23 protein-coding genes are annotated in these 26,517 nt (G+C 43.7%); 7 read left to right on the forward strand and 16 right to left on the reverse strand.

Translation table 11 applies throughout. The features are described from left to right. Window positions 1-10 precede the first annotated feature (10 nt). Complete coding sequence (locus HMPREF9625_RS04485) at window positions 11-1,438, reverse strand: APC family permease (RefSeq protein WP_009535806.1); 1,428 nt, start codon at window positions 1,436-1,438, stop codon at window positions 11-13. Window positions 1,439-1,520: 82 nt separating this feature from the next. Beyond that, window positions 1,521-2,849: a M18 family aminopeptidase gene (locus tag HMPREF9625_RS04490; RefSeq protein ID WP_009535807.1), complete on the reverse strand. Its 1,329-nt coding sequence runs from the start codon at window positions 2,847-2,849 to the stop codon at window positions 1,521-1,523. A gap of 417 nt (window positions 2,850-3,266) precedes the next feature. On the opposite strand from HMPREF9625_RS04490, the gene HMPREF9625_RS04495 reads away from it, so the two are divergent. The 3 genes from HMPREF9625_RS04495 to HMPREF9625_RS04505 are packed head-to-tail and all read left to right on the forward strand — an operon-like array spanning window position 3,267 to window position 4,671. Then, the gene (locus HMPREF9625_RS04495) at window positions 3,267-3,476 is read left to right on the forward strand and encodes a DUF1858 domain-containing protein (protein ID WP_009535808.1); all 210 of its coding nucleotides are present in this window, start codon (window positions 3,267-3,269) and stop codon (window positions 3,474-3,476) included. Next, the gene (locus tag HMPREF9625_RS04500) at window positions 3,476-4,081 is read left to right on the forward strand and encodes a hypothetical protein (RefSeq protein WP_009535809.1); all 606 of its coding nucleotides are present in this window, start codon (window positions 3,476-3,478) and stop codon (window positions 4,079-4,081) included. The genes HMPREF9625_RS04495 and HMPREF9625_RS04500 overlap by 1 nt, the downstream gene beginning before the upstream one ends. A gap of 26 nt (window positions 4,082-4,107) precedes the next feature. Continuing rightward, window positions 4,108-4,671, forward strand: a complete 564-nt coding sequence (locus HMPREF9625_RS04505; RefSeq protein ID WP_009535810.1) for a hemerythrin domain-containing protein — start codon at window positions 4,108-4,110, stop codon at window positions 4,669-4,671. Between the two features lie 78 nt (window positions 4,672-4,749). Here the strand turns inward: HMPREF9625_RS04505 and HMPREF9625_RS04510 are convergent, their stop codons facing one another. After that, on the reverse strand, window positions 4,750-5,496 hold the full coding sequence (locus HMPREF9625_RS04510; protein ID WP_009538060.1) for a Crp/Fnr family transcriptional regulator: 747 nt from the start codon (window positions 5,494-5,496) through the stop codon (window positions 4,750-4,752). 298 nt (window positions 5,497-5,794) lie between these two features. Between HMPREF9625_RS04510 and hcp the strand changes: the two genes are divergently transcribed. Further along, window positions 5,795-7,438: a hydroxylamine reductase gene (gene hcp / locus HMPREF9625_RS04515; RefSeq protein WP_009535812.1), complete on the forward strand. Its 1,644-nt coding sequence runs from the start codon at window positions 5,795-5,797 to the stop codon at window positions 7,436-7,438. Window positions 7,439-7,822: 384 nt separating this feature from the next. Then, entirely contained in the window at window positions 7,823-8,212 is a 390-nt protein-coding gene (locus tag HMPREF9625_RS04520) for a DUF488 domain-containing protein (RefSeq protein ID WP_009535813.1), read from the forward strand. 35 nt (window positions 8,213-8,247) lie between these two features. On the opposite strand, the gene HMPREF9625_RS04525 is transcribed toward HMPREF9625_RS04520, so the two are convergent. The 3 genes from HMPREF9625_RS04525 to HMPREF9625_RS04535 all read right to left on the reverse strand — a co-directional run bounded on the left by HMPREF9625_RS04525 (window position 8,248) and on the right by HMPREF9625_RS04535 (window position 10,885). Beyond that, complete coding sequence (locus tag HMPREF9625_RS04525) at window positions 8,248-9,294, reverse strand: NAD(P)H-dependent flavin oxidoreductase (protein ID WP_009535814.1); 1,047 nt, start codon at window positions 9,292-9,294, stop codon at window positions 8,248-8,250. 384 nt (window positions 9,295-9,678) lie between these two features. Next, entirely contained in the window at window positions 9,679-10,101 is a 423-nt protein-coding gene (locus HMPREF9625_RS04530) for a flavodoxin (protein ID WP_009535815.1), read from the reverse strand. A gap of 166 nt (window positions 10,102-10,267) precedes the next feature. After that, a complete protein-coding gene (locus HMPREF9625_RS04535; RefSeq protein WP_009535816.1) occupies window positions 10,268-10,885 on the reverse strand; it encodes a DUF3793 family protein in 618 nt (205 codons plus the stop codon). Window positions 10,886-11,220: 335 nt separating this feature from the next. Here HMPREF9625_RS04535 and hydA point away from each other — a divergent pair, with 335 nt between their 5' ends. Further along, entirely contained in the window at window positions 11,221-12,633 is a 1,413-nt protein-coding gene (gene hydA, locus HMPREF9625_RS04540) for a dihydropyrimidinase (RefSeq protein WP_009535817.1), read from the forward strand. A gap of 310 nt (window positions 12,634-12,943) precedes the next feature. On the opposite strand, the gene HMPREF9625_RS04545 is transcribed toward hydA, so the two are convergent. The 7 genes from HMPREF9625_RS04545 to HMPREF9625_RS04575 all read right to left on the reverse strand — a co-directional run bounded on the left by HMPREF9625_RS04545 (window position 12,944) and on the right by HMPREF9625_RS04575 (window position 20,800). Then, window positions 12,944-14,161: a pyridoxal phosphate-dependent aminotransferase gene (locus HMPREF9625_RS04545; protein ID WP_009535819.1), complete on the reverse strand. Its 1,218-nt coding sequence runs from the start codon at window positions 14,159-14,161 to the stop codon at window positions 12,944-12,946. Next, a complete protein-coding gene (locus HMPREF9625_RS04550) occupies window positions 14,158-15,216 on the reverse strand; it encodes a putative ABC transporter permease (RefSeq protein ID WP_009535820.1) in 1,059 nt (352 codons plus the stop codon). Before HMPREF9625_RS04550 ends, HMPREF9625_RS04545 begins: the two co-directional genes overlap by 4 nt. A 104-nt stretch (window positions 15,217-15,320) precedes the next feature. Next, entirely contained in the window at window positions 15,321-15,947 is a 627-nt protein-coding gene (locus HMPREF9625_RS04555) for a helix-turn-helix domain-containing protein (protein ID WP_009535821.1), read from the reverse strand. A gap of 134 nt (window positions 15,948-16,081) precedes the next feature. After that, window positions 16,082-16,969, reverse strand: coding sequence for a YitT family protein (locus HMPREF9625_RS04560; protein ID WP_009535822.1), 888 nt, complete (start codon window positions 16,967-16,969; stop codon window positions 16,082-16,084). Between the two features lie 84 nt (window positions 16,970-17,053). Continuing rightward, window positions 17,054-17,905 carry a YitT family protein gene (locus HMPREF9625_RS04565; RefSeq protein WP_009535823.1) on the reverse strand — a complete coding sequence of 284 codons (852 nt, stop codon included), beginning with the start codon at window positions 17,903-17,905 and terminating at the stop codon, window positions 17,054-17,056. Window positions 17,906-17,980: 75 nt separating this feature from the next. Further along, window positions 17,981-19,330: an MFS transporter gene (locus HMPREF9625_RS04570; RefSeq protein WP_009535824.1), complete on the reverse strand. Its 1,350-nt coding sequence runs from the start codon at window positions 19,328-19,330 to the stop codon at window positions 17,981-17,983. Window positions 19,331-19,417: 87 nt separating this feature from the next. Then, entirely contained in the window at window positions 19,418-20,800 is a 1,383-nt protein-coding gene (locus HMPREF9625_RS04575; RefSeq protein WP_009535825.1) for an MATE family efflux transporter, read from the reverse strand. 283 nt (window positions 20,801-21,083) lie between these two features. Between HMPREF9625_RS04575 and HMPREF9625_RS04580 the strand changes: the two genes are divergently transcribed. Next, window positions 21,084-22,382, forward strand: a complete 1,299-nt coding sequence (locus HMPREF9625_RS04580) for an MATE family efflux transporter (protein WP_009535826.1) — start codon at window positions 21,084-21,086, stop codon at window positions 22,380-22,382. A 352-nt stretch (window positions 22,383-22,734) separates the two neighbouring features. Here the strand turns inward: HMPREF9625_RS04580 and HMPREF9625_RS04585 are convergent, their stop codons facing one another. The 3 genes from HMPREF9625_RS04585 to feoB all read right to left on the reverse strand — a co-directional run bounded on the left by HMPREF9625_RS04585 (window position 22,735) and on the right by feoB (window position 26,513). Next, window positions 22,735-23,607: an aldose 1-epimerase family protein gene (locus HMPREF9625_RS04585; protein ID WP_009535827.1), complete on the reverse strand. Its 873-nt coding sequence runs from the start codon at window positions 23,605-23,607 to the stop codon at window positions 22,735-22,737. A 67-nt stretch (window positions 23,608-23,674) separates the two neighbouring features. Beyond that, on the reverse strand, window positions 23,675-23,902 hold the full coding sequence (locus tag HMPREF9625_RS04590; RefSeq protein ID WP_009535828.1) for a FeoB-associated Cys-rich membrane protein: 228 nt from the start codon (window positions 23,900-23,902) through the stop codon (window positions 23,675-23,677). A gap of 400 nt (window positions 23,903-24,302) precedes the next feature. Beyond that, window positions 24,303-26,513, reverse strand: a complete 2,211-nt coding sequence (gene feoB, locus HMPREF9625_RS04595) for a ferrous iron transport protein B (RefSeq protein ID WP_009535829.1) — start codon at window positions 26,511-26,513, stop codon at window positions 24,303-24,305. Window positions 26,514-26,517: the final 4 nt, after the last annotated feature.

Raw genomic sequence — 26,517 nt, forward strand, 5'->3', positions numbered from 1 at the left:
CAAAGTCGAATTAAGCATTCGCTTGTTTTTCATTTTTTGCCAAAAGCGGCATGATGATACCCAGAATGGAAAGCACCAAGGGAGTGATTATATTCAATGCCATGGTAAATGTATCCTTGGAGTGCATCCCTAAGAGACAGCTTGCGGCAGTAATCAAGAAGCACCAAGCGCCGAAAGCCAGAGCCACAGCATCATTCTTCACAAAACGATATTCCGGATGGAATTTATCTCCGGCCTTACGAAGAGCAATGTAGGCAGCAAATACCCAAAGGTAACGAAGAGGCATACATACGGAGTTCAACTTAGTGAGCTGCTTTAATACCGCTGCGGCGCCCGGAACAAAGGACTGTGCCAAGATGATAGATCCGGACAGTACAGCTACCATAATGATACCGTTTGTGTAAGCCCCAACATCATTCTGCTTTAAGAGCTTCTTCGGAATAAACTGCTTTGTATCTTCATTATCGAGAAGCATACGAAGAGGTGCATCGATACTCATAATGAGAACTGCAAACTGTCCAATCATATTGCAAAGTGCATAAATCACCAAAAGAGTATCGCCAATGCCATAGTACTGTCCCAGACGCTGGAATGCCCAGTAAGCACCGTTTGCCGCATAAGAGTTAAAGCTCTCTTCCGAAGCATTAATCACAGTCGGATCAAACATCATACCCATCGCAATGGTTCCGAGCATAGCACAAACCACAACCATGATAGCCAGCGCAATCATTCCCTTCGGGAATCCCTTACTCGGGTTCTCTACCTTATTTACATACGGAGAAATCTTCTCACATCCGCCAACCGCAAAAACCAGGATGGAAAGGGAGGTAAAATATTCCAAACGGAAATTCGGAATCAAGTTCTTTAAGCTGAAATCAAGGCTCACATAGTCTGCCTTCGGATTGATTGCCGGAGCTGCAAACATCATCACGATATAAAGCAAAGACATCACAAACATACTGGAACCTGCCAAAGTTGCCATCTTCTTCAAAGGATTTAAACCTCTACTTGCTACATAGCAGAAGATTAAAAGAAGGGCAAAGGTAATCAGCTGAATGTAAATACTCGGCAAACGATCATAGAGCTCCGCACTACGGAAAATCACCCAAGACAATGCCTTCAAACCGCCACTCGGCTTACTGGCAATATAGGTGATGTGACAAGCCCAGTAAGTCCAACCTGCATAGTACGCAATCTTGGTTCCCATGGTCTCGCGAATCCAGGAACTCACTCCTCCACCTGCATTCTTAAATGCGGAACCAAGTTCTCCAACCATTAATGCATAGGGCACGAAGTATAAGGCAAACATGAAAATCCAGCTGAAAATAACCTGAATTCCATTAAACCAAACGAAGCCGTTTACCACATTACCAAAGCCCCAAACCGTAGAAAATGCCATAAATGCGAGCAATTTCCAACTAATCTTTTTTTGTTCCATACTCTCTCCTTTATTTCTTAAATATATAGTTTCTTCAGTAAAGGACTGCTCCTCTCCTGTAAAAACACCCTTTTACTCATTTTTAATACTTAATTTCCAAATTCCCGTCTCCTCTTCCGAGTACGGAAGAAGAATAGAACAGCTTAGCCACTTCTACAAGATAGTAGGTATCTTCTACACCCGCCGTCTCATACGGGGAATGCATGGAAAGCTGAGGTAGTCCGATATCCACGGTGTTTAATGCCACCTGACTGTTGGAGATATTCCCCAGTGTGGAACCTCCAAGCATATCGGAACGGTTTGCGAAACTCTGGTAAGGCACCTTCGCCTTTTCACAGAAGCTCTTAAACACGGCAGCGGATACGGCATCCGTAGTATACTTCTGGTTCGCACTGTACTTCAGTACAATTCCCTTATTCATATACGGTCTGTTTAAAGCATCCGCCTTGTCGAGGTGTGCAGGATGCACGGCATGTGCATTGTCTGCGGAAACAAGGAAACTGTTCTGTAAAGCCTTGATATACTCTTCCTCTCCCATACCGAAAGCATAGAGAATTCTATGCAGTACATCTTTTAAGAAGCTTGAATCCGCACCCTGCTTCGTACCGCTTCCTACCTCTTCGTTGTCATAAACGCAGTGGAGTGCCACGCTCTCCTTCGGCTTAGCGGCAAGAATTCCCTGTAAGGAAGAAAAGGCACACTGCAGATCATCCAGTCTTCCACTTGCGATGAACTCTTCCTTTCCGCCCAAAATCGTTGCCTTTTGTCTGTTGTAGAGAAATAAATCCCAATCCAGAATGCTCTCTTCTTTTACGGAAATCGCATCCGCGACAATCTTCTTGAAACTTCCCTTTCCTTCGATAGTGGAAAATAGAGGCAGCATATCCTTCTGTGCATTGAACTTGTAGCCGTCATTCACTTCCCGATTCATGTGAATCGCCAGATTCGGAATAATGAGTAAGTCTCGGTCGATGTTTACAAGTTTTGTCTCTACTCCCTTCACACTCTTAACCAGCACTCTTCCCGCAACGGATAAAGGTCTGTCCAGCCACGGAGAACAAATCATTCCGCCATACTTTTCTACATTGAGCTGAATGTATGCCTTGTCGATTTCAAGTTCCGGATCTCCCTTTATCTTAAACACGGGAGAATCGCTGTGGCTTGCCATCATCTGGAAGCCCTTAAAGGATTTTTCCGGAAGGACAAAGGCGATGAGTGCAGAGCCGTTTCTTGTCACAAAATACTTTCCGCCCTTCTTTAATTTCCAGTCCTCTCCCTCGTACAAAGGAAGGAATCCTTCCTCTACAAGGATGTTTTTCATATTTTCCACTGCAAAGAAGGCATTGACACTTCCGTCAAGAAAGTCCATCAGCTTCCTGTTCAGTTTCTTTACCTCTGCTGCTTTTGCCATACAAACTCCTTTCTCTATCCACTTTCTCTATACATATTCTTATGGAGGGGAAGCCCTCCCGATTATATCTATAATGATTTTCTTTTATTTGCCCTCAAGCATTATACAGGAAAGCTTCATACTTGAGAAGTAAAAAAATAGGATGTTTTACTAGGTTTTATTTTTCACAAATTTTCGACATCCTTTTTTCTTTTTTACAATCGTGATTTTCAGCAGACTATAAATGTTGCATTTGCAACACCACAATTTATATGAATTTGCTATACTGTTTCCCGTAATCGAGAGTTTTCAGGTTTTAGAAGAACAACCTAAGGCAGACATTGTATGCCTTTGCTCTCTTTAAAGAATAATAGTTTTGCTCAGAATGAGTCTTTGGAGAAAAACGGAGCAGAACAAAAGATTTAGGAGGAAAATAAAATGGCAAAGATTTCCAGCGATATGTTAGTAGGACAAATTGTAAACGAGCACCCGGAGTTAATCGACACCTTACTGGAGGTAGGAATGCACTGCTTAGGCTGCCCCAGCTCTCAGATGGAGTCTCTGGAGGACGCTTGCATGGTACACGGTTTAAACCCGAATGCGGTACTGGCTACCCTGAACGCAAAGTTAAGTGAGGTTTCTGAATAATGAGTGCTTTTTTAGGACCGATTCACTATTGGCTTTATAATAAAATCCAGCTGCAGGAAGAGCTAATTCGGAAAATTGCGGAGTATGGTGAAAAATCCGGCTGGGCAGTATTTTCCGAGAAGCACTTGGAGGAGAAGACGGTAAACAAGGAGCTTCGTCCCTTAAATGAACTGATTGATGTAATGAATATCCACGGTTGGCTACAGGAAAGAGTACAGGATGCAGAAGCACGTTATGCCCTTTTGGTAACAAGCATTCTGGCAGAAAACCCGGAAAGACTTTCCGATTTGGAAAAAATTGCCTTTCAGTTTGGAAAAGAGCGGGCACTTGCTCCTGAATCCGATGCGGCCGATGCTTACAGGAAGATGGACGATTCCCTCTTAAACGGTATGCCCTGTGACAGAGTCAATGTCATCACGGAGCAGGATCCGGCTCGCACCTCTTGGGTACAGGAAGAAGATATTCATGCTCCCTTCTGGACTGCCGTAAACGGAGATCCTTCCGTTTACTATCAGCTTAGAAAGAAAATCATGGAGGGAATGCTCTCCGAAACTGCCCTTCACTTCGACACGGACGAGGAATGGCACTACAGCCTGTATCAATAGGCAAATCCACAAGAAAGAGGACAGAGATGAATAGAAGTATTGCCATTATGGAAGAAGAGCACAGCAATATCAACAGAGCCCTTGCAGTGGTTCGCAAGATTTGCCTACAGCTTATGGGCGGAGCAGAGGTGCCGGACAGCGATTTACGACAGATTATTGATTTCATCAGAGGCTATGCGGATAAACATCACCATGGTAAGGAGGAAAAATTCCTCTTCCCGGTTATGGTGGAAAAGATGGGACCCGTAGCAGATAAGCTTGTTACCCACGGAATGCTCGTAGAGCATGACCTTGGAAGAGCGGATGTACTTGCTCTGGAAACAGCCTTAAATGAGTATCAGAAAACCCCGACTCCGGAGTTAAAGCTGGATATTCTCTCCTACGCGATGGCTTATGCCCACCTCTTACAGCTTCACATTGAAAAGGAAAACAGTGTGGTTTATCCTTTCGCGGAACGAAGCCTGAGCACAGAGGACTTCCAAGTTATCAACGATAAGAGTGAGGTCTATGAGGCGGAGAAAAAGAAAGAAGGTGTACAGGATAAGTACCTGAATGCTTTGGAAATCCTTGAAAAGAAGTATCTTCACTAAATAGAGAAGGGGCGCCACAACAGTAGTGCCCCTTCTTTTTTTATACAAATGTGTATTGCGTGACGCTTATCCTATCTCTTAAATCTCTCTCTGCGTCTTTAAAATAAAGGTATTCCTGTCAAAATCAATGATACCTGCATCCTTTAAAGAAGCCAGCTCCCTCGTCATTGCGGAACGATTTGTACAGAGGAACTGTGCCATATCCGTACGACTTAAGGAAAGCTCAATGTACTTTGACTTCTGCTTCTGTGCCTGCAAAGAGAGGTATGCAAGAATCTTTTCCCGTAAGCTTCCGCGGGAAGTGACCTCTATTTTTTCCATAAGCTGAATATTCTTCTTGCTGATTAAGTCAAAGAGATTCTCTATCAGACGGAAGTGGAAGCCGCATTGGTTTTTGCAGACATGAATCGCCTTTTCAAATGACAGGAAGAGCACCTCCGTTTTCGTTGCGGAAAGAAAGGAAAGATATTCGTCCTCGGATGCACTGTTTCCAAATGTTTCTCCGAAGATTTCCCCCTCCCCCATATAAGTGAGCAGAGTTTCTCTTCCCCATACATCCGTCTTAATCATATGAATGCTGCCAAAAAGAACTACTCCCACATGCTTTTCATGATTTTCCTCCAAGTGAATCAATTCTCCCTTTTTATACGAACGCACATAACTTTTCATACAGTAAAGCAAAGCATTCAGATTTTCCTTCTCAATGCCCTTAAATATTTCCATATCCGAATAGCGGAGTACCTCCTCTTTATTCAGTTTCTTTCTCTCTTCCATGATCTGACATCCGCCTCCACAATTACAGCAGGCCTTCATTTCTTCTGACATAGTCTCTCCTTTACAGCATCTCCCATAATCGAATATCGGTATCCCGGTATAGACTTCCTTTCTTATCGCCTTAACTTTCTCCCCGAAAAAAATAAACTTATAACTCGACAATCTCAAATTGTATTTAATTAATGCATAGTCTAATTCTAGTTTGTTGCGCATGCAACACATTTTTTCTCCCCTTTATAGCAAAATGAAATGCATCGAGTGAGAGGGGCAGATTTTCAGAGTTATTCTGTGAAATATTCGCTCCGCTACAAAGTTATTTTGAGTCATTGTTTTTCTTAGGAGGGAAAAAATGGAGAATAAGATGTTTTGTTATCAGTGTCAGGAAACAGCCAACTGTTCCGGCTGTACCGTATCCGGTGTTTGCGGAAAGAAGCCGGATGTCGCAGCCATGCAGGACCTTCTGGTTTATGCCACCAAAGGCTTATCTGCTGTAGCCGAAGAGGCAAGAGCGGAAGGAAAGGAAGTTTCTCCGGACTTAAATCACCGTGTAACGATGAACCTTTTCATCACCATCACCAATGCGAACTTTGATAAGGATGCGATTGTGGAAAATATCAAGGAAACCTTCGCCATGAGGGATGCCGTAAGAGCGACTCTTTCCGACAGTTCTAAGCTTCCAAAGGCCGCAACTGTAGAAGTTGCAGAGAAGGATTACGAAATCTTTGCCCAGAGCATCGGTGTTTTATCTACTGAAAACGAAGATATCCGTTCCTTAAGGGAATTGATTACATACGGACTTAAGGGCCTTGCAGCTTATTCCAAGCACGCCAATGCACTTTTAAAGGATGACAGCAATGTTGATGCTTTCATCCAGAAGGCTCTTACAAAAACATTGGACGACAGTCTTTCTGTTGACGATTTGGTAGCCCTTACCTTAGAGACCGGTAAGGCAGGCGTAGAGGGTATGGCTCTTCTGGACAGTGCCAACACTTCCACTTACGGAAATCCGGAAATCACCAGCGTCAATATCGGTGTTGGAAAAAATCCGGGAATTCTCGTTTCCGGACATGACCTTAGGGATCTCGAAATGCTCCTCGACCAGACAGAGGGAACCGGCGTAGATATTTACACCCACTCCGAGATGCTTCCTGCACACTACTATCCTTTCTTTAAGAAGTATAAGCACTTTGTAGGAAACTATGGAAATGCATGGTGGAAGCAGAAGGAGGAGTTCGAGCCGTTTAACGGACCAATCCTCATGACTACAAACTGTATTGTGCCTCCCAAGGACAGCTACAAGGACAGACTTTGGACTACCGGTGCGGCAGGATACCCGGGCTGCAAGCACATCGGCGGAAAATACGGCGAGATTAAGGATTTCTCTGCTATTATTGAGCAAGCTAAGTCCTGCCCGGCTCCGACGGAAATCGAGACAGGTACCATCGTAGGTGGATTTGCGCACGAGCAGGTATTTGCTCTTGCCGATAAGATAGTAGAAGCTGTAAAGTCCGGCGCGATTAAGAAGTTTGTCGTTATGGCAGGTTGTGACGGAAGACAGAAGAAGAGAGATTACTATACCGAATTTGCCAAGGCTCTTCCGAAGGATGCTGTCATCTTAACCGCAGGATGCGCAAAGTATAAGTACAATAAACTGGAGCTTGGAGATATCGGCGGAATTCCAAGAGTACTGGATGCCGGTCAGTGTAACGATTCCTATTCCTTAGCCTTAATCGCTTTGAAGCTGAAGGAAGTGTTCGGCTTAGATGATGTAAACAAGCTTCCGCTTGCTTACAATATCGCTTGGTATGAGCAGAAGGCCGTTATCGTTCTCCTTGCCCTTCTCTACTTAGGGGTAAAGAACATTCACCTTGGACCAACCCTTCCCGCCTTCCTTTCTCCGAATGTAGCAAAGGTTCTCGTAGAAAACTTCGGTATTGCCGGAATCGGAACCGTAGAAGACGACATGAAGCTCTTCTTCCCGGAGACGGCCTAAACCTATAATTCATTGTTGTTCAAAACAGTTTGTAATGCATAAAGCAGGGTGGAAAGTATGTAAATCTCCATTTTGCCATAATACGTAAGAACAGAAAAAAGAGCTGTAAAAATCAAAATTTCTTTACACTTTGATTTTTTACAGTTCTTTTTTCTTTCCAAGAAAAGCTTAATTTTTAAAATTTGTATTCTTCTTTCACTCCAAAAATTAAGTAGAAAATAGTTTTTCCATATGATATATTTATATATACAATAAATTTTACATAATACTCGATTTAAGCAGTGTAGTTCTTAGGAAAACAAACTTTCCGGAATTCACTTGGGTACTTGTTTTTCCTATGCATTCCACGGCATCTTTCCCAAAACGGGAGAAAGTGAGTGTAGTATGTACCAAATTCAAATTAAACGAATTTACACAGAAAAGTCCGACACGGATGGCTTTCGTATATTAACCGACAGACTTTGGCCAAGAGGAATAGCTAAAGAAAAAGCTGCCATTGATTTCTGGGCCAAAGAACTCAGCCCCTCCACTTATTTAAGAAAATGGTTCGACCACAAGGAGGAGCTTTTTACCCGTTTTCGTGAGCTTTACAGAGAAGAGTTGGAAAAAAATCCGGAAAAAGACAGTTTTATCCGGCTCGTGAAGGAAGAGCTAAAAAAAGAAGCGGTTACTCTCCTCTTTGCTTCAAAAGAAGAAAAACTGAATCAGGCTACAGTTCTTGCTGAATGGCTGAAGGAACAGCTTTCGGAGAACACAAAGGAACATTCCGCTTAATGCGCAAAGTGGAGAGCAGAAGGGAAAAGAGATTTCTAAAAAAGCTCTTCTACAATATCTTGTACCGTCACAATTTCTCGAAGCTTTCCGATATTTGCTCCCGAGAAAAAGAGTCCCTCCTCTATATTTCCTTCCACAGCAGAAATCAGGGCATGGGTGATGCAATACTTTACTGTTCCGGGATCACAAGAATGAATACAGCGGGAGCAATGTTTCGGCGGAATCCTTCCAAGCAGTCCCAGCTTTTCCAGCATGGGACTGTGCACCGCTCTCCCCGGCATCCCTACAGGACTATGAATTATACTAAGATCCATTTCTTCTTTGGAGAGTAGGTATTCTTTATAAGCATCGCTTGCATCACATTCCTTAGTACCGATAAAGCGGGTAGCCATCTGAACTCCGTAAGATCCGGCCTCTTGCATCCGGATAATATCCTCTTTACTCCAGATGCCTCCCGCGGCAAAAAGCGGTATCTTCCTGCCATATTCTTCTTCAAAACCCTCCAATACGGACAAGACCTCCGGAATCAGTTCCTCTAAAGACTTTGCCTTCCCTTCCTCCACTTCAGACGCCTTAAATCCCAGATGCCCTCCTGCCAAAGGGCCTTCCAAGACAATAAAATCCGCGGTTCTCTTGTACTTTTGACTCCAGGTTTTCAGTAAGACCTTTGCCGCTCTTCCACTGGAAACAATCGGAGCAATCATAGTCTTTCCCTCCGGTACAAATTCCGGAAGACTTAAGGGCAGACCCGCTCCGGAAATCACGGCATCAATTCCCTCTTCTACAGCTGTTTTTATTGCATCCTCCCACTGCTTTGTGGCAACCATGGCATTGATGGAGAGTAGTCCTCTTCCCTCACTCAATTTTCTTGCCTTTCGGATTTCCTTCCGCAAAGCCCTAAGATTGGCTTCCTCCGGAGAACGACGAAAGTCCTCTTCCTTATATCCGCAGTCAGCAGTACTGATGCAGCCCATAGCACCGGACTTTGCCACTGCGCCTGCTAAGCCGGAAAGGGAAACACCCACCCCCATTCCTCCCTGAATCAAAGGAATGGCCAAACCTCTATTTTTTAACTGATCCATTTTTCCATCCTTTCTGTAATCGAAAAGGAATCCCTTTTTATATGATTAAATATTTTTAATCTTATGGATACTTAATCTTAAATCTTTTGAAAAAGGCAGTAAAGAGATTTTTGTAGGAACTTTCTTGTATATTTATTAATTTTTTTGAAATAATTGTCTTCTTGCACTACAACACAGGCTATTCAGTCCGAACAATTCCTTTCCGTTTTTCTATGGATACTTGTCCAAAAGCGAGATATCACACGATATCCATTATGAATAAAAAAGAGGCTCTGCATACACAGAACCCCTCTTGTTAATAGACTTTAGCCAATTTCAAGGACTTATATCCCAAAGGTACCCCCGTTTGTCGGAGGATTATAATTTTCTATTTTCAAGGAATCATTAAGCCTTTGCAAGTGCCTCTCCAAGAGCCTTACAATTTGCAAGCCCTTCTTCGTCCGGTGTGAGATTGCAGATTACCGGCTCAGCAACCAAAACCGCCCCTGCTTCCTTCATTCTTGCCTCCCAGCTGCGCATCCACTCGCCATCACCCCAGTCATAGGAGCCAAAGAGAGCAATCTTCTTTCCGGAAATGGACGGAATCAGTTCCTCTACGAAGGGTTCCATCTCTCCTTCATCCAAGACTTCATCTCCCATAGCAGGGCATCCTAAAGCAAATACTTCCTCTCCTGAAAGCTCTTTCGCGGAAATATCGGAAACGCTCACTGCTTTTGCGTCTTTTCCTGCTGCCTTAACCCCCTCTGCCACTGCCTCAGCCATAGCCTCCGTGTTCCCTGTCTGACTCCAAAATACAACTTTAATCATTTTATGTCCTCCTTATATATGTAGAAGAATATTTTCTTCTCCTTTAACTATATCCTATTATTTTACTAGGATTGTTTTGTTGCAATAGCAACGTTTCTCTTATCTATACTTTTCTTTTCAAGGCTCTCGATTTGCTAAGTTTACTCATTTTTAAAAGCTATCGCTTCTAGGCCGCCTTATCCTTTCTCAAGCCGTAGCTTTCCACGATACTCCGTAGACTAAAGCCGTCCTCCAATAACTGTAAAAATTTCTGAATACAAGAGTCATAAGCACGAAAAAGCTGTAAAGCCGCTTCTTCGTTTGAATACACCTTCCAGTAGCCTGTTAACTTGGCTTTTCGGTACGGATCTTCCATGTATATGCGAATATCCTCAGGAGGATAGCCTAAAAAGATACCCACCTCATGGGGGAAAGTCGCTCCACAATCCTTGTACTTTCGAAAACGCTCTTTAAAGAGAAACAAATAGTTCCCTGTCTTATCCTCTTTATATCCCAAGTCCAAAGAAGAAAGAAATCTCCGCAAGTTCCTATTCTGTAAATGTTGAAAAAACACAGACTTTCTATACAAGAAGATGCTTTCCTTCTTTCCGGAATGAAGCGTTTCTATTCGGAAATCATTGTAGCGAGAAAATAAACTCTCCAGCATTTTCTTTTCTTCATAGCTCACCGTAAAGATTGCCGCAGGCTTTAGACCTGCAATCACCGGAGCATTAAGGCAGAGATGCTCGCGCACATAATCTTCGACAGAGCTTTTTTTTCTACAAAAAAATCCGTTCCATTCCATACTTTCCCTTTCTTAGTTAGTTTATAATAACTAACTATAATGCTGATTATATTAGTAATAGCTAACTTTGTCCAGTGCTTTTTATTTCTTTATCAACTGATTATTTCTTTATTAACTGATAAAATCTTTACTCTATTTATATCCGGTAAAAAATACTTTATAAATCCACTGTTTCTTCCAGGGAGGAGTGTTATACTGGTTTGTGGAAAAGCGCTGTATAGACCGATGATCTACGGAATCTTAGCTGTTATACGATGTATGAAACACAATGTGCTATATCCGAGCTTCTGTAGGCCCGGCTTGAAACAAAAGTGATAACTGAAAAAGGAGGCATTATGCTTTGCATTGAAAAGGGAACAATTGTAAGCCCCAGAGAGAGTTTTAAGGGCAATCTCTATATAGAAGGAGAAAAAATCAGAAGAATTTTCAGAGAATCAGAGCAGAAGGAAGAAACGGCTTTTTTAGAAAGCCTGCAAGAAGAGCCCGAGAGGATTGATGCCGAAGGAAGGCTTCTCTTTCCGGGATTTATCGACTGTCACACTCACTTTGAGCTGCATGTTGCAGGAACGGTAACCTGCGATGACTTCCCTTCCGGAACCAAGGCCGCTATAGCCGGCGGAACCACAAGTATCGTAGACTTTGGTACACAGTATAAGGGTGAAACGCTCATGGAGGGCTTCCATAACTGGCAGAAGAAGGCGGATAAGGGTGCCTCCTGTGATTACGGTTTTCACATGTCCATCACGGACTGGAACGAGAGCAGCAAGAAGGAATGTCAAAAAATGATGGATGAAGGATTAAGCACCTTCAAGATCTATATGACCTACGATATTCAGGTAGATGATGAAGAAATGTTTGAAATCCTGGAGGAACTGAAAAGGGTAGGCGGCATTACCGGTGTTCATTGTGAAAATACGGGCATGATTGCCGCTTTGCAAAAAGAACTGATTTCCGACCCCAAAACGAAAGCAAGGGTTTCTTCCCATTATCTTTCCAGACCGGATGATGCAGAGGCTGAAGCCATTAACCGTATGCTCTACATTGCCAATGTAGTGGATACTCCGATTATTGATGTTCACCTTACCTGTGAAAAAGGACTGAATGAGATTCGAGAAGCAAGAAAAAGAGGACAGACCGTTTTTGCCGAGACCTGTCCTCAGTACCTGACCATGACAGAAGACTTATATAAGTCGGAAGATTTCCTGACCTCCGCCCGCTATGTCATTGCACCGCCTCTTAGAAAGAAATCCGATCAGGAAGCTCTATGGAAGGCGCTTGCAGACGGAGAAATCCAAACGGTCTGCACGGATCACTGTTCCTTTACTCTTGAACAAAAAGGCTTGGGGAAGGAGGACTTCCGAAAAATCCCCGGCGGAATGCCCGGTGTAGAAACCAGAGGCGAAGTGATTTTCTCCGAAGGCGTGGTAAAGGGACGGATTACAAAGGAAAGAATGTGTGCTCTTCTTTCCGAAAATCCGGCAAAGCTCTATGGCATGTATCCGGAAAAGGGTGTTCTTCTGGAGGGATCCGATGCAGATATCGTGATACTTAATCCGAATAAAAAGAAGACCATCACCAAAGAAACTCAGGTTTCTCGCTCCGACTATGCACCATTGGAAGGTTTAGAAGTACAGGGTGTGATCGAGGAAGTCTACTTAAGAGGACAGCTTGTCGCAAAGGAAGGGAAGGTAGTGAAGGAGAATCGAGGCAGGTACTTAAAACGAAAAAAATTTCAATCCGTAGTGTAAGAATTTTTTAACTTCCCTAATCTTTTCTTTATATATTTTATTTTTCTTTAAGTCATAAAACATAATTTCATCACAGAAGGGAAGTATCCTATACACAGTTACATAAGATGTAACTACAAAAAAGCTTTTCATACTCAACTCCGGGACCTTCTCCTGTAAATAAGGGTTTCGGAGCCCCCTTCAAAATGATAGCGAAAAGAGCAAGGCGAAGGCCTTGCTCTTTTGCTGTTCTATAGTCTTTTCCAAAATTCTGTTTGCCGTTTCAATATCCTATCAAACTTTCCACAATCCTATTCGTTTTTCTGCTTTTCTACTGCTCCTCTTTGTCCTGTAAAACTCTTTCCTGACACTTCTTTGCCAAAGCTCGGAATGCAGGGATGGACGCTTCTATTTTTTCATAGGGTAGACAATAGGCAAGACGGAAATAACCCGGAAGGCCAAAGCCGTCTGTAGGAACCAAAATGATATGTTCCTCTTCTGCAAGCTTTAAAAATGCATCCGTATCTTCCATAGGAGACTTCATAAGGAGATAGAAAGCACCTTGCGGCGGAACGCATGAAAAGCCCATTTCGCTAAGCTCCGTATAAAGCAGTTTTCTATTTCTATCATAAAAACTCAAATCCACCTTTACATCAAGGCATTGTCCGATGACCTTTTGAAATAAAGAAGGTGCATTCACAAATCCCAGGGTTCTTCCGGCAATCACCGCCGCAGCCATCAGCTCTTTTCCCTCCTCTACTCTATCCGAGATAGCCAGATAGCCGATACGCTCTCCCGGAATAGACAAGGTCTTTGAGAAGGAGTAAAGGTAAATGCTGTTCTCATAAATCTCCGGCATAAACAGCACTTCTCTATCGTCATAAGCCAGTTCTCTATAAGGCTCATCACAAATCAGATATATCGGGTGTCCCAGCCTTTCCTCTGCACTCTTAAGGATTTTAGTGAGAGCACGCAGATCCTCTTCACTGTAAATGATTCCGCTCGGATTGTTGGGGTTGTTCAGGATGACAGCCTTGGTTCTTCTCTTAATCATCTGCTCCGCCATGTCCAGATTCAAGGAGAAATCCTCTTTTCTCATGGGAACCACGGTAAGCTTCGCCTTGTAATGCGAAACATAGGCCTTATATTCCGTAAAATACGGAGCAAAGCAAAGCACCTCATCCTCTTCATCCAGAAGACAACGCATCAGGATATTCAAGCCCCCCGCAGCGCCGTTACACATCAAGATATTCTCTGCCGAATAAGCTAATCCAAAGCGTTTTTCAAGATGCTCCGCCACCTGCTTTCTGACATCGGGAAAACCGGCATTTTTCATGTATCCGTGAATCTCATGCGGGTCCTGATTCTCCAAAAGGCTGATAATGGCATTCTTTACCTCATAAGGCACGGAAGCAACCGGGTTTCCAAGACTAAAGTCATAAACCTGTTCCTTTCCGTATTTCTCCGCCATTTCCTGACCCAGTTCAAACATCTTTCGAATTACGGAGTTTCCCTCCATAAGACTCTTCATGCTTCGTGCCAAAGTCATGCTTTTCCTCCCAAAGAAGACTCATTCTGCTTCTTTTCATGCAAAGGTTTAAGAGCCGCTGTCTTTAAGTCGTTAAATCCCGCATCCTCGGAAACCGCCTCGGGATTGTTGCGCAACATGGTTTTAATCCACCAGTGCATCTTGCCGCTATGCTCATTTCCTCCATCTTCCAAAAGAGCAAGTCGCTCTTCCAGTCTTTCTCTATTTGCTTCCAAGTCTCTAAGTTTTCTTGTCGAGGGGAAGGAAAGTGCTCCTCCTACCGAACTTGCCATTGCCGAAACGGAACTCTTTACAGAGTCTGCCACTGCCAAAGTAGAGTCCTTCACTGTACCGGCTACAGCCAAAGTGGAATCTTTCACGGTACTGGCCATAAACTTTGCCGCAGCAACATTTCCCTCCGTTTTTTGTACAGTCCGAAATTCCTCAGCAGAAAGCTCCAGCTCCGCCCTTGCATCCGCGAGCCTCTCATAGACCTCCGCAATTGACTTCCGAAGATTTTGTATCTCTTCTGAATTCGCGGCAAGGCGCGCAACTCTTTCCTTGAGTTCCAGGGCTCCGATTGTGGAAAGGATGACATCCTCCACAAAAAGGGTATAGAACATCGTATTAATAATCACGAAAGTAATATAGCTCCAATCCGCAGGTATAGCGGAAATCCTCGGATGTAAAACCCGCATCAAAAAAATGGCAGCGCATCCCCAGCCTATCGAGGCAGGTACACAGATATAGCCGTGAAAGTTCAAGGGATTCTGAGAATAATCCCACCACCTCATGTGAAAGAGCTTGTTCATCGTCACCCCCGTGACAAGCTCCAAACAAGTTCCTCCGATAAATCCCACACAAAACAGGTAGAGGAGATTCTCCTCATGTCCGTGCGTTAAAAGAACCAGCAAGCAAGATCCTACCCCGTAAATAGGAATCCAAGGGCCATGACAGAAGCCCCTGTTTTGCAAATGTCCCGATTTAACGGAGCAATAGGTGCACTCATAGCACCATCCAAAAATACAGTAGAGCATAAAAAAAGTAGCCCACTGTAACACAGTATACGACCCCATAAGAATATCCCTCTAAACGTCCAATTCCAAGGTTATATACTAGCACAAAGCAGGCTTTTTTACAAATTGTACACTGCAAAACTCTATCCGGTTTTAGTCCGGTTTTAGTCCTTTTCCTCTCCTTTTACACGAATTCTCTGCCGAATTCTCTTCTCTGTTTCCGGCTTTTCCTCTCTTTCTTCCCGTTCTTTCTCTATCCCTTTTTTCGGAAATAAAAAAGCATCTGCAGCATAAGTAAAAAACTGTTCTTTTCCGAATCCCCCTTCCGGATTTTCTTTTCCAATCGCTTCCCCCTCCGCTACAGAGAATTGCCCAATCCAATCTTGAAAATCCCGTTCCACGGAAGAAAGTTGTTCTTTCTCATCCAAGTTTTGAAATATTTCTCCCAGAGATTCTTCTAACTTTTGGGAAATGGCATCCTTCATTTCCCAAAAGAAAGGATAAAAACGGCTGAACATAGGGTTGAAATTTCCAAAAAGTAAGACATCCGGGCTGACCTCCAAAACATTGGAAATAGAAAGTAACATTTCCAAGCTACATCCTACACTTCCGATTTCCAAGCGGGAAATAGTATTCGTCGTTGTATATACCAAGCTTGCCAAGTCCTTCTGTCTGAGTTTCTTCTGTATGCGATATTTCTTAATCTGCCTTCCGAGCTGCGCATAATTCAGCTGATTGTTTTTCCAACTATTTTTCGCCTCGCCGTCTCCACGCGCCTTTTCCGTCCCCATGTTTTCGTTCTCCTATAGCCAATCTCCGAAAATCGAAGCTAACGCTTCATCCTTCCTTCTACCGGCTATAGTAGCTTTATTTCTGTTTAAATAAGAATGTCGGGAAATGTAGATTCATTTCCCGACAAGTAGAATTAATCTTCCCCTTTAATCCTTACAAAGCGTTCTCCGGTACCGTAAACCGTAACAATGGGAGAAACTTCCATAAATGCATTTGGAAAATGCTCCGCAAGATAAGTCCGAATCAGCGCGGATTGTCTGGGTGATATGATAGAAGAAAGCATGATCTTATCCGACTTCGTATAAGCACCCACAGCCTTATACATCGTCACGCCTCTGCCAAGGCTTAAGATATAACGGGTAATATCATCACTGTCATCCTGACTCGCAGGAATGATATTCGTTTTATAGAGCTTCTGCCGGAAACCGAAAAGCATATAGTCCATAATGTAAATACAGATGACATGGTTCACCAATGCATAGAGAGCAACATCCTTATTAAATACAAACCCCAAAGAAATCAGGATACTGCCGTCCAAAAACAACATAACACGGCTAAGAGCAACTCCCTTAAACACCTTTCGATTCAGGATTCTCGCAATGGTATCCGTTCCGCCAAAGGTCACCCCTGCACGAAGCACAAGGCCTGACCCCAAACCATAGAAAATGGAAAAGTAAATGCAAACCAAAAACATTTCCCCCTGCACGAATACAAAGTGAAACATCCCGGTCAAAACCAAAAGTGTCGGGTAGAGGAAGGAGACAAAGATAATCTTCATAAACTCTTCCCGCCTTAAGGTAAAGAAGGCAATAATCAAAATGGTAATGCTAAAGACATAATAAATATAGCTGTAATTGATTCCCGTGAACCGTTCCGCCATCTGGGAAAGACCCGTCACTCCGCTGGTGGACAATTTGTTGGGAACCAGAATACAGTTCACAGAGAACGCCGTAATAAAGCATCCCAAAATAATCTGCAAATAATTTAAAATTCTTCCCTTGTTCTTCTTAAGCACTTCCATCTTTTTGCTCCTTCTGTCGGATATGCATCTTAAAAATACCGCCGACTATTATACTGACAAAGCAGAGGAGAAAACAAGACCGCTCTACCATTTTTTTGGCGTATAATGAATTTCCGCTACATTATACACCGTGATAAAAGCCTTCGGATCTTCCTTCTCTAAAAAACTCATCAGCTTCTGGTATTCCTGCCTGTCCACTACCGCTACAATCTCCTTTTTTCGTTCATGACTGTAGGCCCCTTCAATATCATAAACACTCATTCCGCTATGCAGGCGATGTAAGATGTAATCCGTAATCAGATCCGCCTTATCCGTGATAATACATACCCGCTTTTTAATACTTTGTCCGAAGATAAAATGGTCCAGAATAATCCCGTTAAAGTACGTCCCGAGAATCGATAAAATAACCGTTTTCTTATCGAAGGCAAAGATAGAAAGGGCAGCAATAAAGAGTCCTGCAAGTCCCAGAGCCTTCCCAAGTTCCATGTGAAGGTATTTCTGCATGAGCTTTGCTACAACATCCAGACCGCCCGAACAGGTATTTCGGTTAAATAAAATCGCAAGACCGATACTTACAAAGAAAATATACGCAATCACGTCTAAAAGCACATCTCCGGTCAAAGACTGATTGTTTGGAAACAACTTCTCAAAAAGAAGCATAATGGCCGGAAGCACAATCGTCGCATAAGCCGTCTTATAGGCAAAGCTGCGACTTAAGAAGAAATAGGCAACGAGCAGAAGCACTACATTCATAATCATGGTCAAAGTTGCAACAGAGAGAGGCAGAAAATGATTCAGGATAATCGCCAGACCCGAAATGGACGAAACCGCAACATGACTCGGCACCTGAAAGAAGAAGATGGCCGCCGCCACAATCACAATTCCCAGATTCACCATAAAACTATCTTTTAATTTCGCAGTTAAATCTTTATTCATTTTGACTCCTCCACTTTTCTTTCTATATTTACTCTTCCACTTTCTATATTTTCCCTTCCGCTTTCCATTCTATATTTACGCTTCATCTGATACAATCGGCTTCTTCCTCTTTCTTTTTGCCTCTTTTGTCTTTTTGAGAAGCTGTTTATACATATATAGCATGGCAATCCCCAAAACCACAGCATAAAACGGAAAAAGGCCCGTTCCGAAGTTCTTTGCCAGAACACCGAAAACAGGAGGCAGACTCAGGCTCCCGATGTATGCCGAAGCCATTTGCTTTCCAATTAAGGCAGAGGTATTTTCCGCTCCAAAATTATAGGGGGTCGAGTGAATGATGGCAGGATAAATCGGTGCACAGCCCAGTCCCATAAAAAGGAGGCTGAGAATAACAAAAACTTGTCGAAGCTCCATACCGAAGAGCTGCTTTCCGGAAGAAAGACCGGCCGGAAAAAGAAGGGCAATCCCCAGAAAAAGAATCGCGATTCCTCCCAAAATCAGCTCCTCGTCCTTCCATTTTGCAGAAAAAATACCGGCCAAGAAACGCCCGAAGGTGATTCCGAAATAAAACAAAGCCACAAAAGATGCTGCAAGCTTGGCATCAATACGCAAGGAATAAACCATAAAGGAGCCGGACCATAGTCCGATAGTCTGCTCAATCGCACAGTAGAAAAAGAAGCTCGCAATGCACTCCTTCGCACCGGGAATCCGAAGAATCTCTCGAAAAGACATTGCTTTTTTCCCTTCTTCCGATTCTGTATCCATCATTAGTGAATTTGTTTTTGCTTCCGGAGTTGTTTCTGCTCTCTCTTTCGTTTCTACTTCCGAATGCACTTCTGCTCCATCATGCAGTTCTCCTTTTGCTAAGCCATTCGCATCTTCTTTCTCCTTCCAAAGTCCAAGACTTAGGAATAGCAAAAATGTAAGACCCGATTGGAGTATCCCGATTAAAAGATAGCCTTTAGACCAAGAAAAACCCCTTTGCAGAACAAAGCCCATAATGTAGGGACCGATTGAAGCACCGATTCCCCACATACAGTGTAGCCAGTTCATATGCCTGCTGGAATAGTGCAAAGCAACATAATGATTCAAAGCCGCATCTACCGAACCTGCTCCAAGCCCATAGGGAATGGCAAAAAGAAGCAGCATATAGAAAGAACGACTCATCGAAAATCCAAAGATGGCCAAAGCGGTGAGCAATACGGAAAATGCGGTTATCTTACCTGTTCCGAAGCGCCGATTTAAGCTCTCGCTCTTTAGACTGGACAGAATTGTGCAGCAGGAAATCAGCATATACACACTACCCGAATAGGAAAGAGGAACCTTCAGCTCCTCATGCATAATCGGCCATGCGGAGCCGAGTAAAGCATCCGGAAGCCCCAGACTGATAAACGAAAGATAAATGATTAGCAGTAAAAACGAAAACATCATTCCCCCTATTTCCCAAAAACATCACTTTTTCTGAAAAGAACAAGCTACAAAAGCAGTTCTTTCGCCCCTTTTCCCTGATTTGTCCTACTGTTGTGTCTTTACCGGATTATCCGATCTAGCCCGAAGCTCTTTCAGGATTCCGCCGGTAATCAAAAAGGCAATACATGCCGCAAAAACATCGCTCACGGGCTGAGACAGCTGCACACCGAAGAGACCGAAAAGAGGCGGCAAAATGAGCAGGACCGGAATCAGACAGATTCCCTGACGAAGAAGAGCCACAATACTTGCACGGAACGGATATCCCGTAGTCTGACTAAACATATTGGCCATGGTAATCTGCGCAGCAAGCGGAATGGTAAGGCATTGCAGGCGAAGCGCCAGATAGCCGATGCGAATCACCTCCGCATCCTCTCTTCTAAAGACGGTAATCAGCGGCTTTGCAAAGAAAAAAACCACCGCTCCCATAACAATTAGCATAAGAAAACATACCTTCAAGCTAAAATAATAGGCCTGTTCTACCCTCTTGTAGTTTTTCGCCCCATAGCAATAACCGCAAACCGGCTGGAATCCCTGTCCAAAACCGATGACAAGGGAATTTAAAAACATCGTAATACGCATGACGATTGCCATGGCGGCAATCGCGGCATCTCCATAGGGGTGTGCCGAAAAGTTCAAAATGATTGTAGAAATCCCGGCAATGCCCTGCCTGGCAAGACTCGGTAGCCCGAACTGCAAAATCAGACTATAACGTTTCAAACTAGGCTTAAAGTTTTTTAAGGAAACACTGATGCAAGCCGGCATCTTATTGCATTGATAGAGTAAAATGAAAAAGGAAACCATCTGGCTAAGTGTGGTTGCAACTGCCGCACCCATGATTCCCATTTTAAAGCCGTAGATAAAAAGCGGATCCAAGAACATATTTAGGATGCCGCCTGTAGCAATTCCCAGCATGGAATAGAAGGAGTTTCCCTGAAAGCGAAGCATATTGTTCATCCCGAGAGACGCCATAATAAAGGGTGTCCCGAGAAGAACATATTTTGCATAGCTTATAGCATAAGGAGCTATCGTCTTTGTAGAACCAAGCGCATAAATAAGAGGTATTACATAAATAATACAGAAGAGGGCGATAAGCGTTCCGAGAAAAAGCTCCGTAAAAAAACCGATTGCTACAAAGCGTTCCGCTTCCTCCTGCTTTTTTGCACCCAGCAGGCGGGAAATCTCATTTCCACAGCCCATCCCGATCATAAAAGCAATAGCTTGGATAATCGCCATCATGGAATAGACGATTCCCACCGCACCGGAGGCGGAAGTCCCGAGCTGAGACACAAAAAAAGTGTCTGCCATATTGTAAACAGCCACCACAATCATCGATACCATAGACGGAAGTGCAAGGCGCGGAATCAGAGTCTGTACCGGCTCTTCCATCATCTGCCTGAACTTTTCTTCCTCCGTAAGAATCTTCCTCATTGATTTCTCCCTCTCACCAAACCTACCGCTTCTATCCGACTACTCTATATCCCTTTCGATTGATTTCATCGTTTTTTTAGAAAATTCGCTTATTCCAAAGCACAAATCTGTGCCTTCCGCTTACAAAGTTCTTCTAAAGAAGCTTAACCTTGCGAAATCGCTCTATTCTATGTTAGGATAGCAAGATACTGTCTAAATGTGCTTTATTATACTACTGCAAGAGGGATTTTGCAAAAACACCGTTAAGGCATTCCATTATTTTCAGTTAATCAGGGGTTAATATATGAAGCGTTTTATTCATTATGTAAGTCATAGTGTTGCTGCCATGATTGGTATTTCCGTCTATATCCTGGCAGATACTTTTTTTATTGCGTCTTATTCCGGAAGTGACGGACTTGCCGTCTTAAATCTGGCACTCCCTCTCTACGGCATGATGAATGCTCTGGGCTCCATGCTCGGAATCGGAAGCGCAACAAGATACAGTATCCGTAAGGCAAGGGGCAAAGATGTAAACTCCTTCTTTTTACAAGCCCTTTTCTGGAATGCCGTATTCAGCATCCCTTTTTTGATTGGCGGACTTTTCTTCCCGAGGCAGATTTTACAGCTTTTGGGAGCGGACCGGGAGCTTCAGGACTTGGGAATCCCCTATGTTCGGACGATTCTCCCTTTTGCTTTCTTCTATATGGCCAACTATACCACCGGAGCCTATGTGCGAAACGACAACAATCCATCCAATGCTATGATTGGTTCTGTCATCGCGAGTCTTTTTAATATCGTGTTTGACTATATCTTTATGTTTCCGATGAACATGGGTATGGCCGGAGCAGCGCTGGCAACCGGACTTTCCCCTATCGTGGGATCCGCCTATTGCCTCTTACACTACTGCAGTAAGAAGAATACCATTCCCTTCGGTTGGCAAACACCGCGCTTTAAGCATCTCTGCGCCTGCTGTCAGCTCGGTCTTTCGAACTTTGTCGGAGAAATCGCGAACGCCGTCACCATTACCACCTTTAACATGCTCATCTTAAAGATCTCCGGAAATATCGGAGTAGCAAGCTATGGAGTCGTTGCCAATGTCTCTGCAGTCTGCAACGCCATATTTAACGGTCTTGCACAGGGTGTACAACCTCTAATGAGCCACAGCTACGGAAAAAAAGACAATAAAGCCCTGAAAAAATATCTGCAATACGGAATCGTAACCGCATTGCTTTTTTCCCTGACCATTGTCTTTACCGTAAACTTCAAAAGTGATTTCTTTATTTCTCTATTTAACAGTGAAAATAATGCAGGTCTGCACAAGTATGCCGCAGAGGGCATCCACCTTTACTTCTGGGCTTTCTTCTTTGTCGGAATCAATACCCTTTTGGTATCCTATTTCTCCGCAACGAATAACCCGAAGCCTGCCTTCCTCACTTCTTTGATTCGAGGAACCTTTGCCATCGTCTTCTTCGCCTTGGTCCTTTCCTCTATCTGGCAAATGACCGGCGTATGGCTTGCCTTCCCTTGCTCGGAAGCCTTTTCTCTCCTTGTGATTCTCTATTACTATAAAAAGGAGCAGAATGAAGCAAAAGAAAGAGCTTAGCGCTCTTTCTTCTCAAAAGGGGCTGTAAAAAATCAAAATAATAAATAGATTCTTTGCAATATAGGTCTGAATGCGGGGTAGTCTGAGCCCGTCGGTACTTGCGAAAAACAAGAGAAACGCAGTTTTTCGCTTAGTATCCGCTACGTAAGGACAAACTTTTCATCAGAAAAGTTGTCCTGTACGAGACCAACTTCCGAAGGAATTTGCTTTGCGAAGCAAAGTGAGCAGTGGTTAACAAAACCACTGCTCAGTCAGGCGAAGCTAGCGAGAGCGTGCCCCAAGTTCAGACCTATATTGCTTAGAAAATTATTTTGATTTCTTCATCACGAGTATTGCTCGTAAAGAGAGTAGACTACAGCAGTTGAATCAAGCAATGGAAAGACTTTTCCTCTTCCGGTAAGATGGAGAGGAAGTCCTCTTTCTTCGCGATGTCTTCCTCTATACCTTCTCTTCCGGGAAGAGAGGTCCACGGCTCTAGGCAGAGGAAAGGCGCATCCTTCCCATAGGGTTGCCAAAGGCCAATATAGGGATAGTCCGGGTATTCCATATAAATCCCTCTTTCTGTCCCCTTCTTTCTGAAGAAAAGAGCGGATCCCGTTCCGGATAAAACCACTGCATCCTTTTTAAATAAAGCGGAAGTGAGCGAGAGCGTTTTTTCCTCTAAGGAAATTTCTCCTCTATCTTTTTTTGTGAAACAGTCCTTGGAAAAAAGAATCTGTTCCGCTTTTGTTTCCCTCAACTTGGGAAAATACACTTCAAACTCCGATATTTTCTCTTCCGAAGAAAACAGCCGGAATCCCGGGTGTAATCCCAGTCCGAAATACAGGGTCTCCACGCCCAGATTTTCTACCTTGCACTCCATAAACAGGCTCTTTCCCTCCACCCTGTAAAACATTCTTAAGCGAAACGAAAAGGGATAGGACTGTCTTGTCACCGCCGTATCTCTAAGCTCCAGAATACAGCTTTCCTGTTCATTTTCTACAACACGGAAAGTATTTTCCCAAGCAAAGCCATGCAAGCCCATGGAGTACTTCTTCTCATTATAGAGATAGCATTTCCCTTGAAGACGTCCGATAAAGGGAAATAAAACAGGCGCCTGTTCCTTCCACAATGCGCCCCCTTGCCAAAGAAACTCTTGCCCACTCGTCTTATCAAAAACAGAGTGGAGCTCAGCTCCTTCTTCCTTTATCTCTACTCTTAGTTCATCGGATTCAATACGCAACATAAACTGCTCCTTTTACAAACCACCACAGCAATCTTATCTGTATTGTACCCAAATTCCGGCAAAACTACTATGCTTTCTTTCTATTCCTGCTATGTCTGTCCAGAATAGCCTGCTGCTCTTTCGTAAGGTGAAAGTCCGTATGATCCAACTCTTCATGTCCGACATGATCGCATTTTCCTGACTTCGCATAACTGCAAAAAGCACAAGAACCGCTTCTCTTGTGTTCCTTCCGTAAAGCGCGAATAATCAGGAAAATCAAGCCTGCCACAAACAAAATCACCACAATATTTCCCATTATTTTACCTTCTTTCTATTTCTCTATCTTTCCGTCTTTCAACTTATAGACCCGGATTCTTCCTTCTATATTTCTATCTGCATTCCAAACTCCTATCCCCACTCCTTTTTTATCATTTTTTTCTAAAATATATTTTCTCTAAACTAAGTCATGCAAGAATTAGTTTTGAATAACTAATTCCTATTATAGAGGATTCCCGCTCGAGATAATAGAAAGAAAAAATAAAATTTTTGAAAAAATCCTATATCGCATGCACTGAAAGCAAGCCTTGTTAAGAATGCAATACTTCTTAAGAACACAATACCCTCTTCTCAAGCGAAGCAGGAAGAGGGTATTGCAATATATACTGGGGGGACAGTTCAATTTATTAGAAATGCCAAGAAATATCAGGCAAATTCCTTTAAGCCATCGCTCTCTCTACGGCTCTTTCTTCTTTCTCGGAAAGGGTATCCGCTTCCTTATAAGGACGGAAGAGTCCCCAAATGCCAATCAGAATCAGCGCAATTGCCACAATGGTGAAGAAATTGAAGCTGACAACACCGGCGATGAGTCCGCCAATCTGGTAGATTACGAGAGATACGCAGTAAGCCAAGAAGCACTCCCAACCAATGGCAAACATCGTCCAACGACCATTGTTCATCTCTCTCTTGATGGCGCCGATTGCTGCGAAGCAGGGAGCACAGAGCAAGTTGAAAGCCAGGAAACTGTATCCTGCGATACCATTTCCAAAATACTCACGAACCTGTGCCCAAATCTGATCACCGGACTCGGCAAGCTCTTCTGCACCCTGATAGTGGAAGAGGGTTCCGAAAGTACCTACTACATTTTCCTTTGCAATGAGTCCGGTAAGCGCTGCCACTACAGCCTTCCACTTGCCCCAACCAAGAGGAGCAAAGAGCCATGTAAAAGCATTACCAAAAGCGGCAAGAATGGATGTATCCATGTCATCTTCCGGAAGATACTGCATCTGGAAATTAAATCTGGACAAGAACCAAACCAGGATGGTCGCAAGGAGAATAACGGTACCTGCCTTCTTTACGAAAGACATTCCTCTCTCCGCCATACTCTTTAAGATATCGATAGGACGGGGCAGGTGGTACGCCGGGAGCTCCATAACGAAAGGCGCCGGCTGTCCTGCGAACATCTTTGTCTTCTTTAATACGATACCGGAGAACACGATGGCACAAACGCCAAGGAAATAAGCACTCCAGCCTACCCATGCGGAATTATTGAATAACGCGCCGGCAAGTAAACCAATAACCGGAAGCTTTGCGGAGCAAGGAATGAAGGTGGTCGTCATAATCGTCATACGACGGTCTCTTTCATTCTCTACGGTACGGGAACCCATGACACCCGGTACACCGCAACCGGTACCAATCAGCATCGGGATAAAGGACTTTCCGGAAAGACCGAACTTACGGAACACTCTATCCATGATGAAGGCAACTCTCGCCATGTATCCACATCCTTCCAAGAATGCAAGGAAAAGGAAGAAGGTGAGCATCTGCGGCAAGAAACCGAGTACCGCACCAAGACCGGCAACAATACCGTCAATCACAAGTCCCTGTAAAGCCTCGTTCACGTTCATGGACTCCAGAAGACTTGTTACCGCACCCGGGATGGACGGAAGATCAACCAGTCCAAAGAAGGACCACGGATCTGAACCGAAAAGCACGTCATTTACCCAGTCGGTCATCTTCGTTCCCACTGTGGAAATGGAGATATAGTACACGGCAAACATGATGAGTGCAAAAAGCGGGAGAGCAATAAAACGATTCGTAACAATAGAGTCAATCTTATCTGATGTCGTAAGACCGGTCTTTCCACGCTTCTCATAAGCAGAAGAAATAATACTCTGAATATACTTATATCGCTCATTCGTGATGATACTCTCCGCATCATCGTCTTCTTCTTTTTCAATTCCGGAAATAATACTCTCCACATCGACATTCTTTGCCTTCTCCGGAAGCTCATTTCGAATCTTGTCGTCTCTTTCAAAAAGCTTGATAGCAAAAAATCGTGCAAGCGCTTCGGGAACTTCTCCGCTAATCTTACTTTGAATCTCGGAAAGCGCTTTTTCCACATTTTCAGAAAAACGGTGTTCAATCGCAGGTACTGCACCGCTGTTTGCTTCCGCTACCGCTACCGAAATCAGCTCATCAATTCCCTGATTGCGAAGTGCGGAAATGCTGATTACCTTACAACCCATGGCTTTACCGAGAGCTTCCAGGTTCAAAACATCGCCGTTCTTTGTTACGACGTCCATCATATTGATGGCCATGATTACCGGAACGCCAAGCTCCTTTAACTGGGTGGACAGGTAGAGGTTTCTCTCCAAGTTCGTGCCGTCCACGATATTTAAAATGGCATTCGGTCTATTGTTAATCAGGTAATTTCTCGCAACCACTTCCTCGAGGGTATAGGGAGACAGGGAGTAAATTCCGGGAAGGTCGGCAATCACGATGTCCTTATGTCCCTTTAACTTACCTTCCTTCTTCTCCACCGTAACACCCGGCCAGTTTCCTACATACTGGTTCGAGCCTGTTAACTGGTTAAATAATGTTGTTTTTCCGGCATTCGGGTTACCGGCAAGTGCTATTGTTACAGCCATCTTC

The sequence above is a fragment of the Oribacterium parvum ACB1 genome, from assembly GCF_000238055.2.
Taxonomy (GTDB): domain Bacteria; phylum Bacillota; class Clostridia; order Lachnospirales; family Lachnospiraceae; genus Oribacterium; species Oribacterium parvum.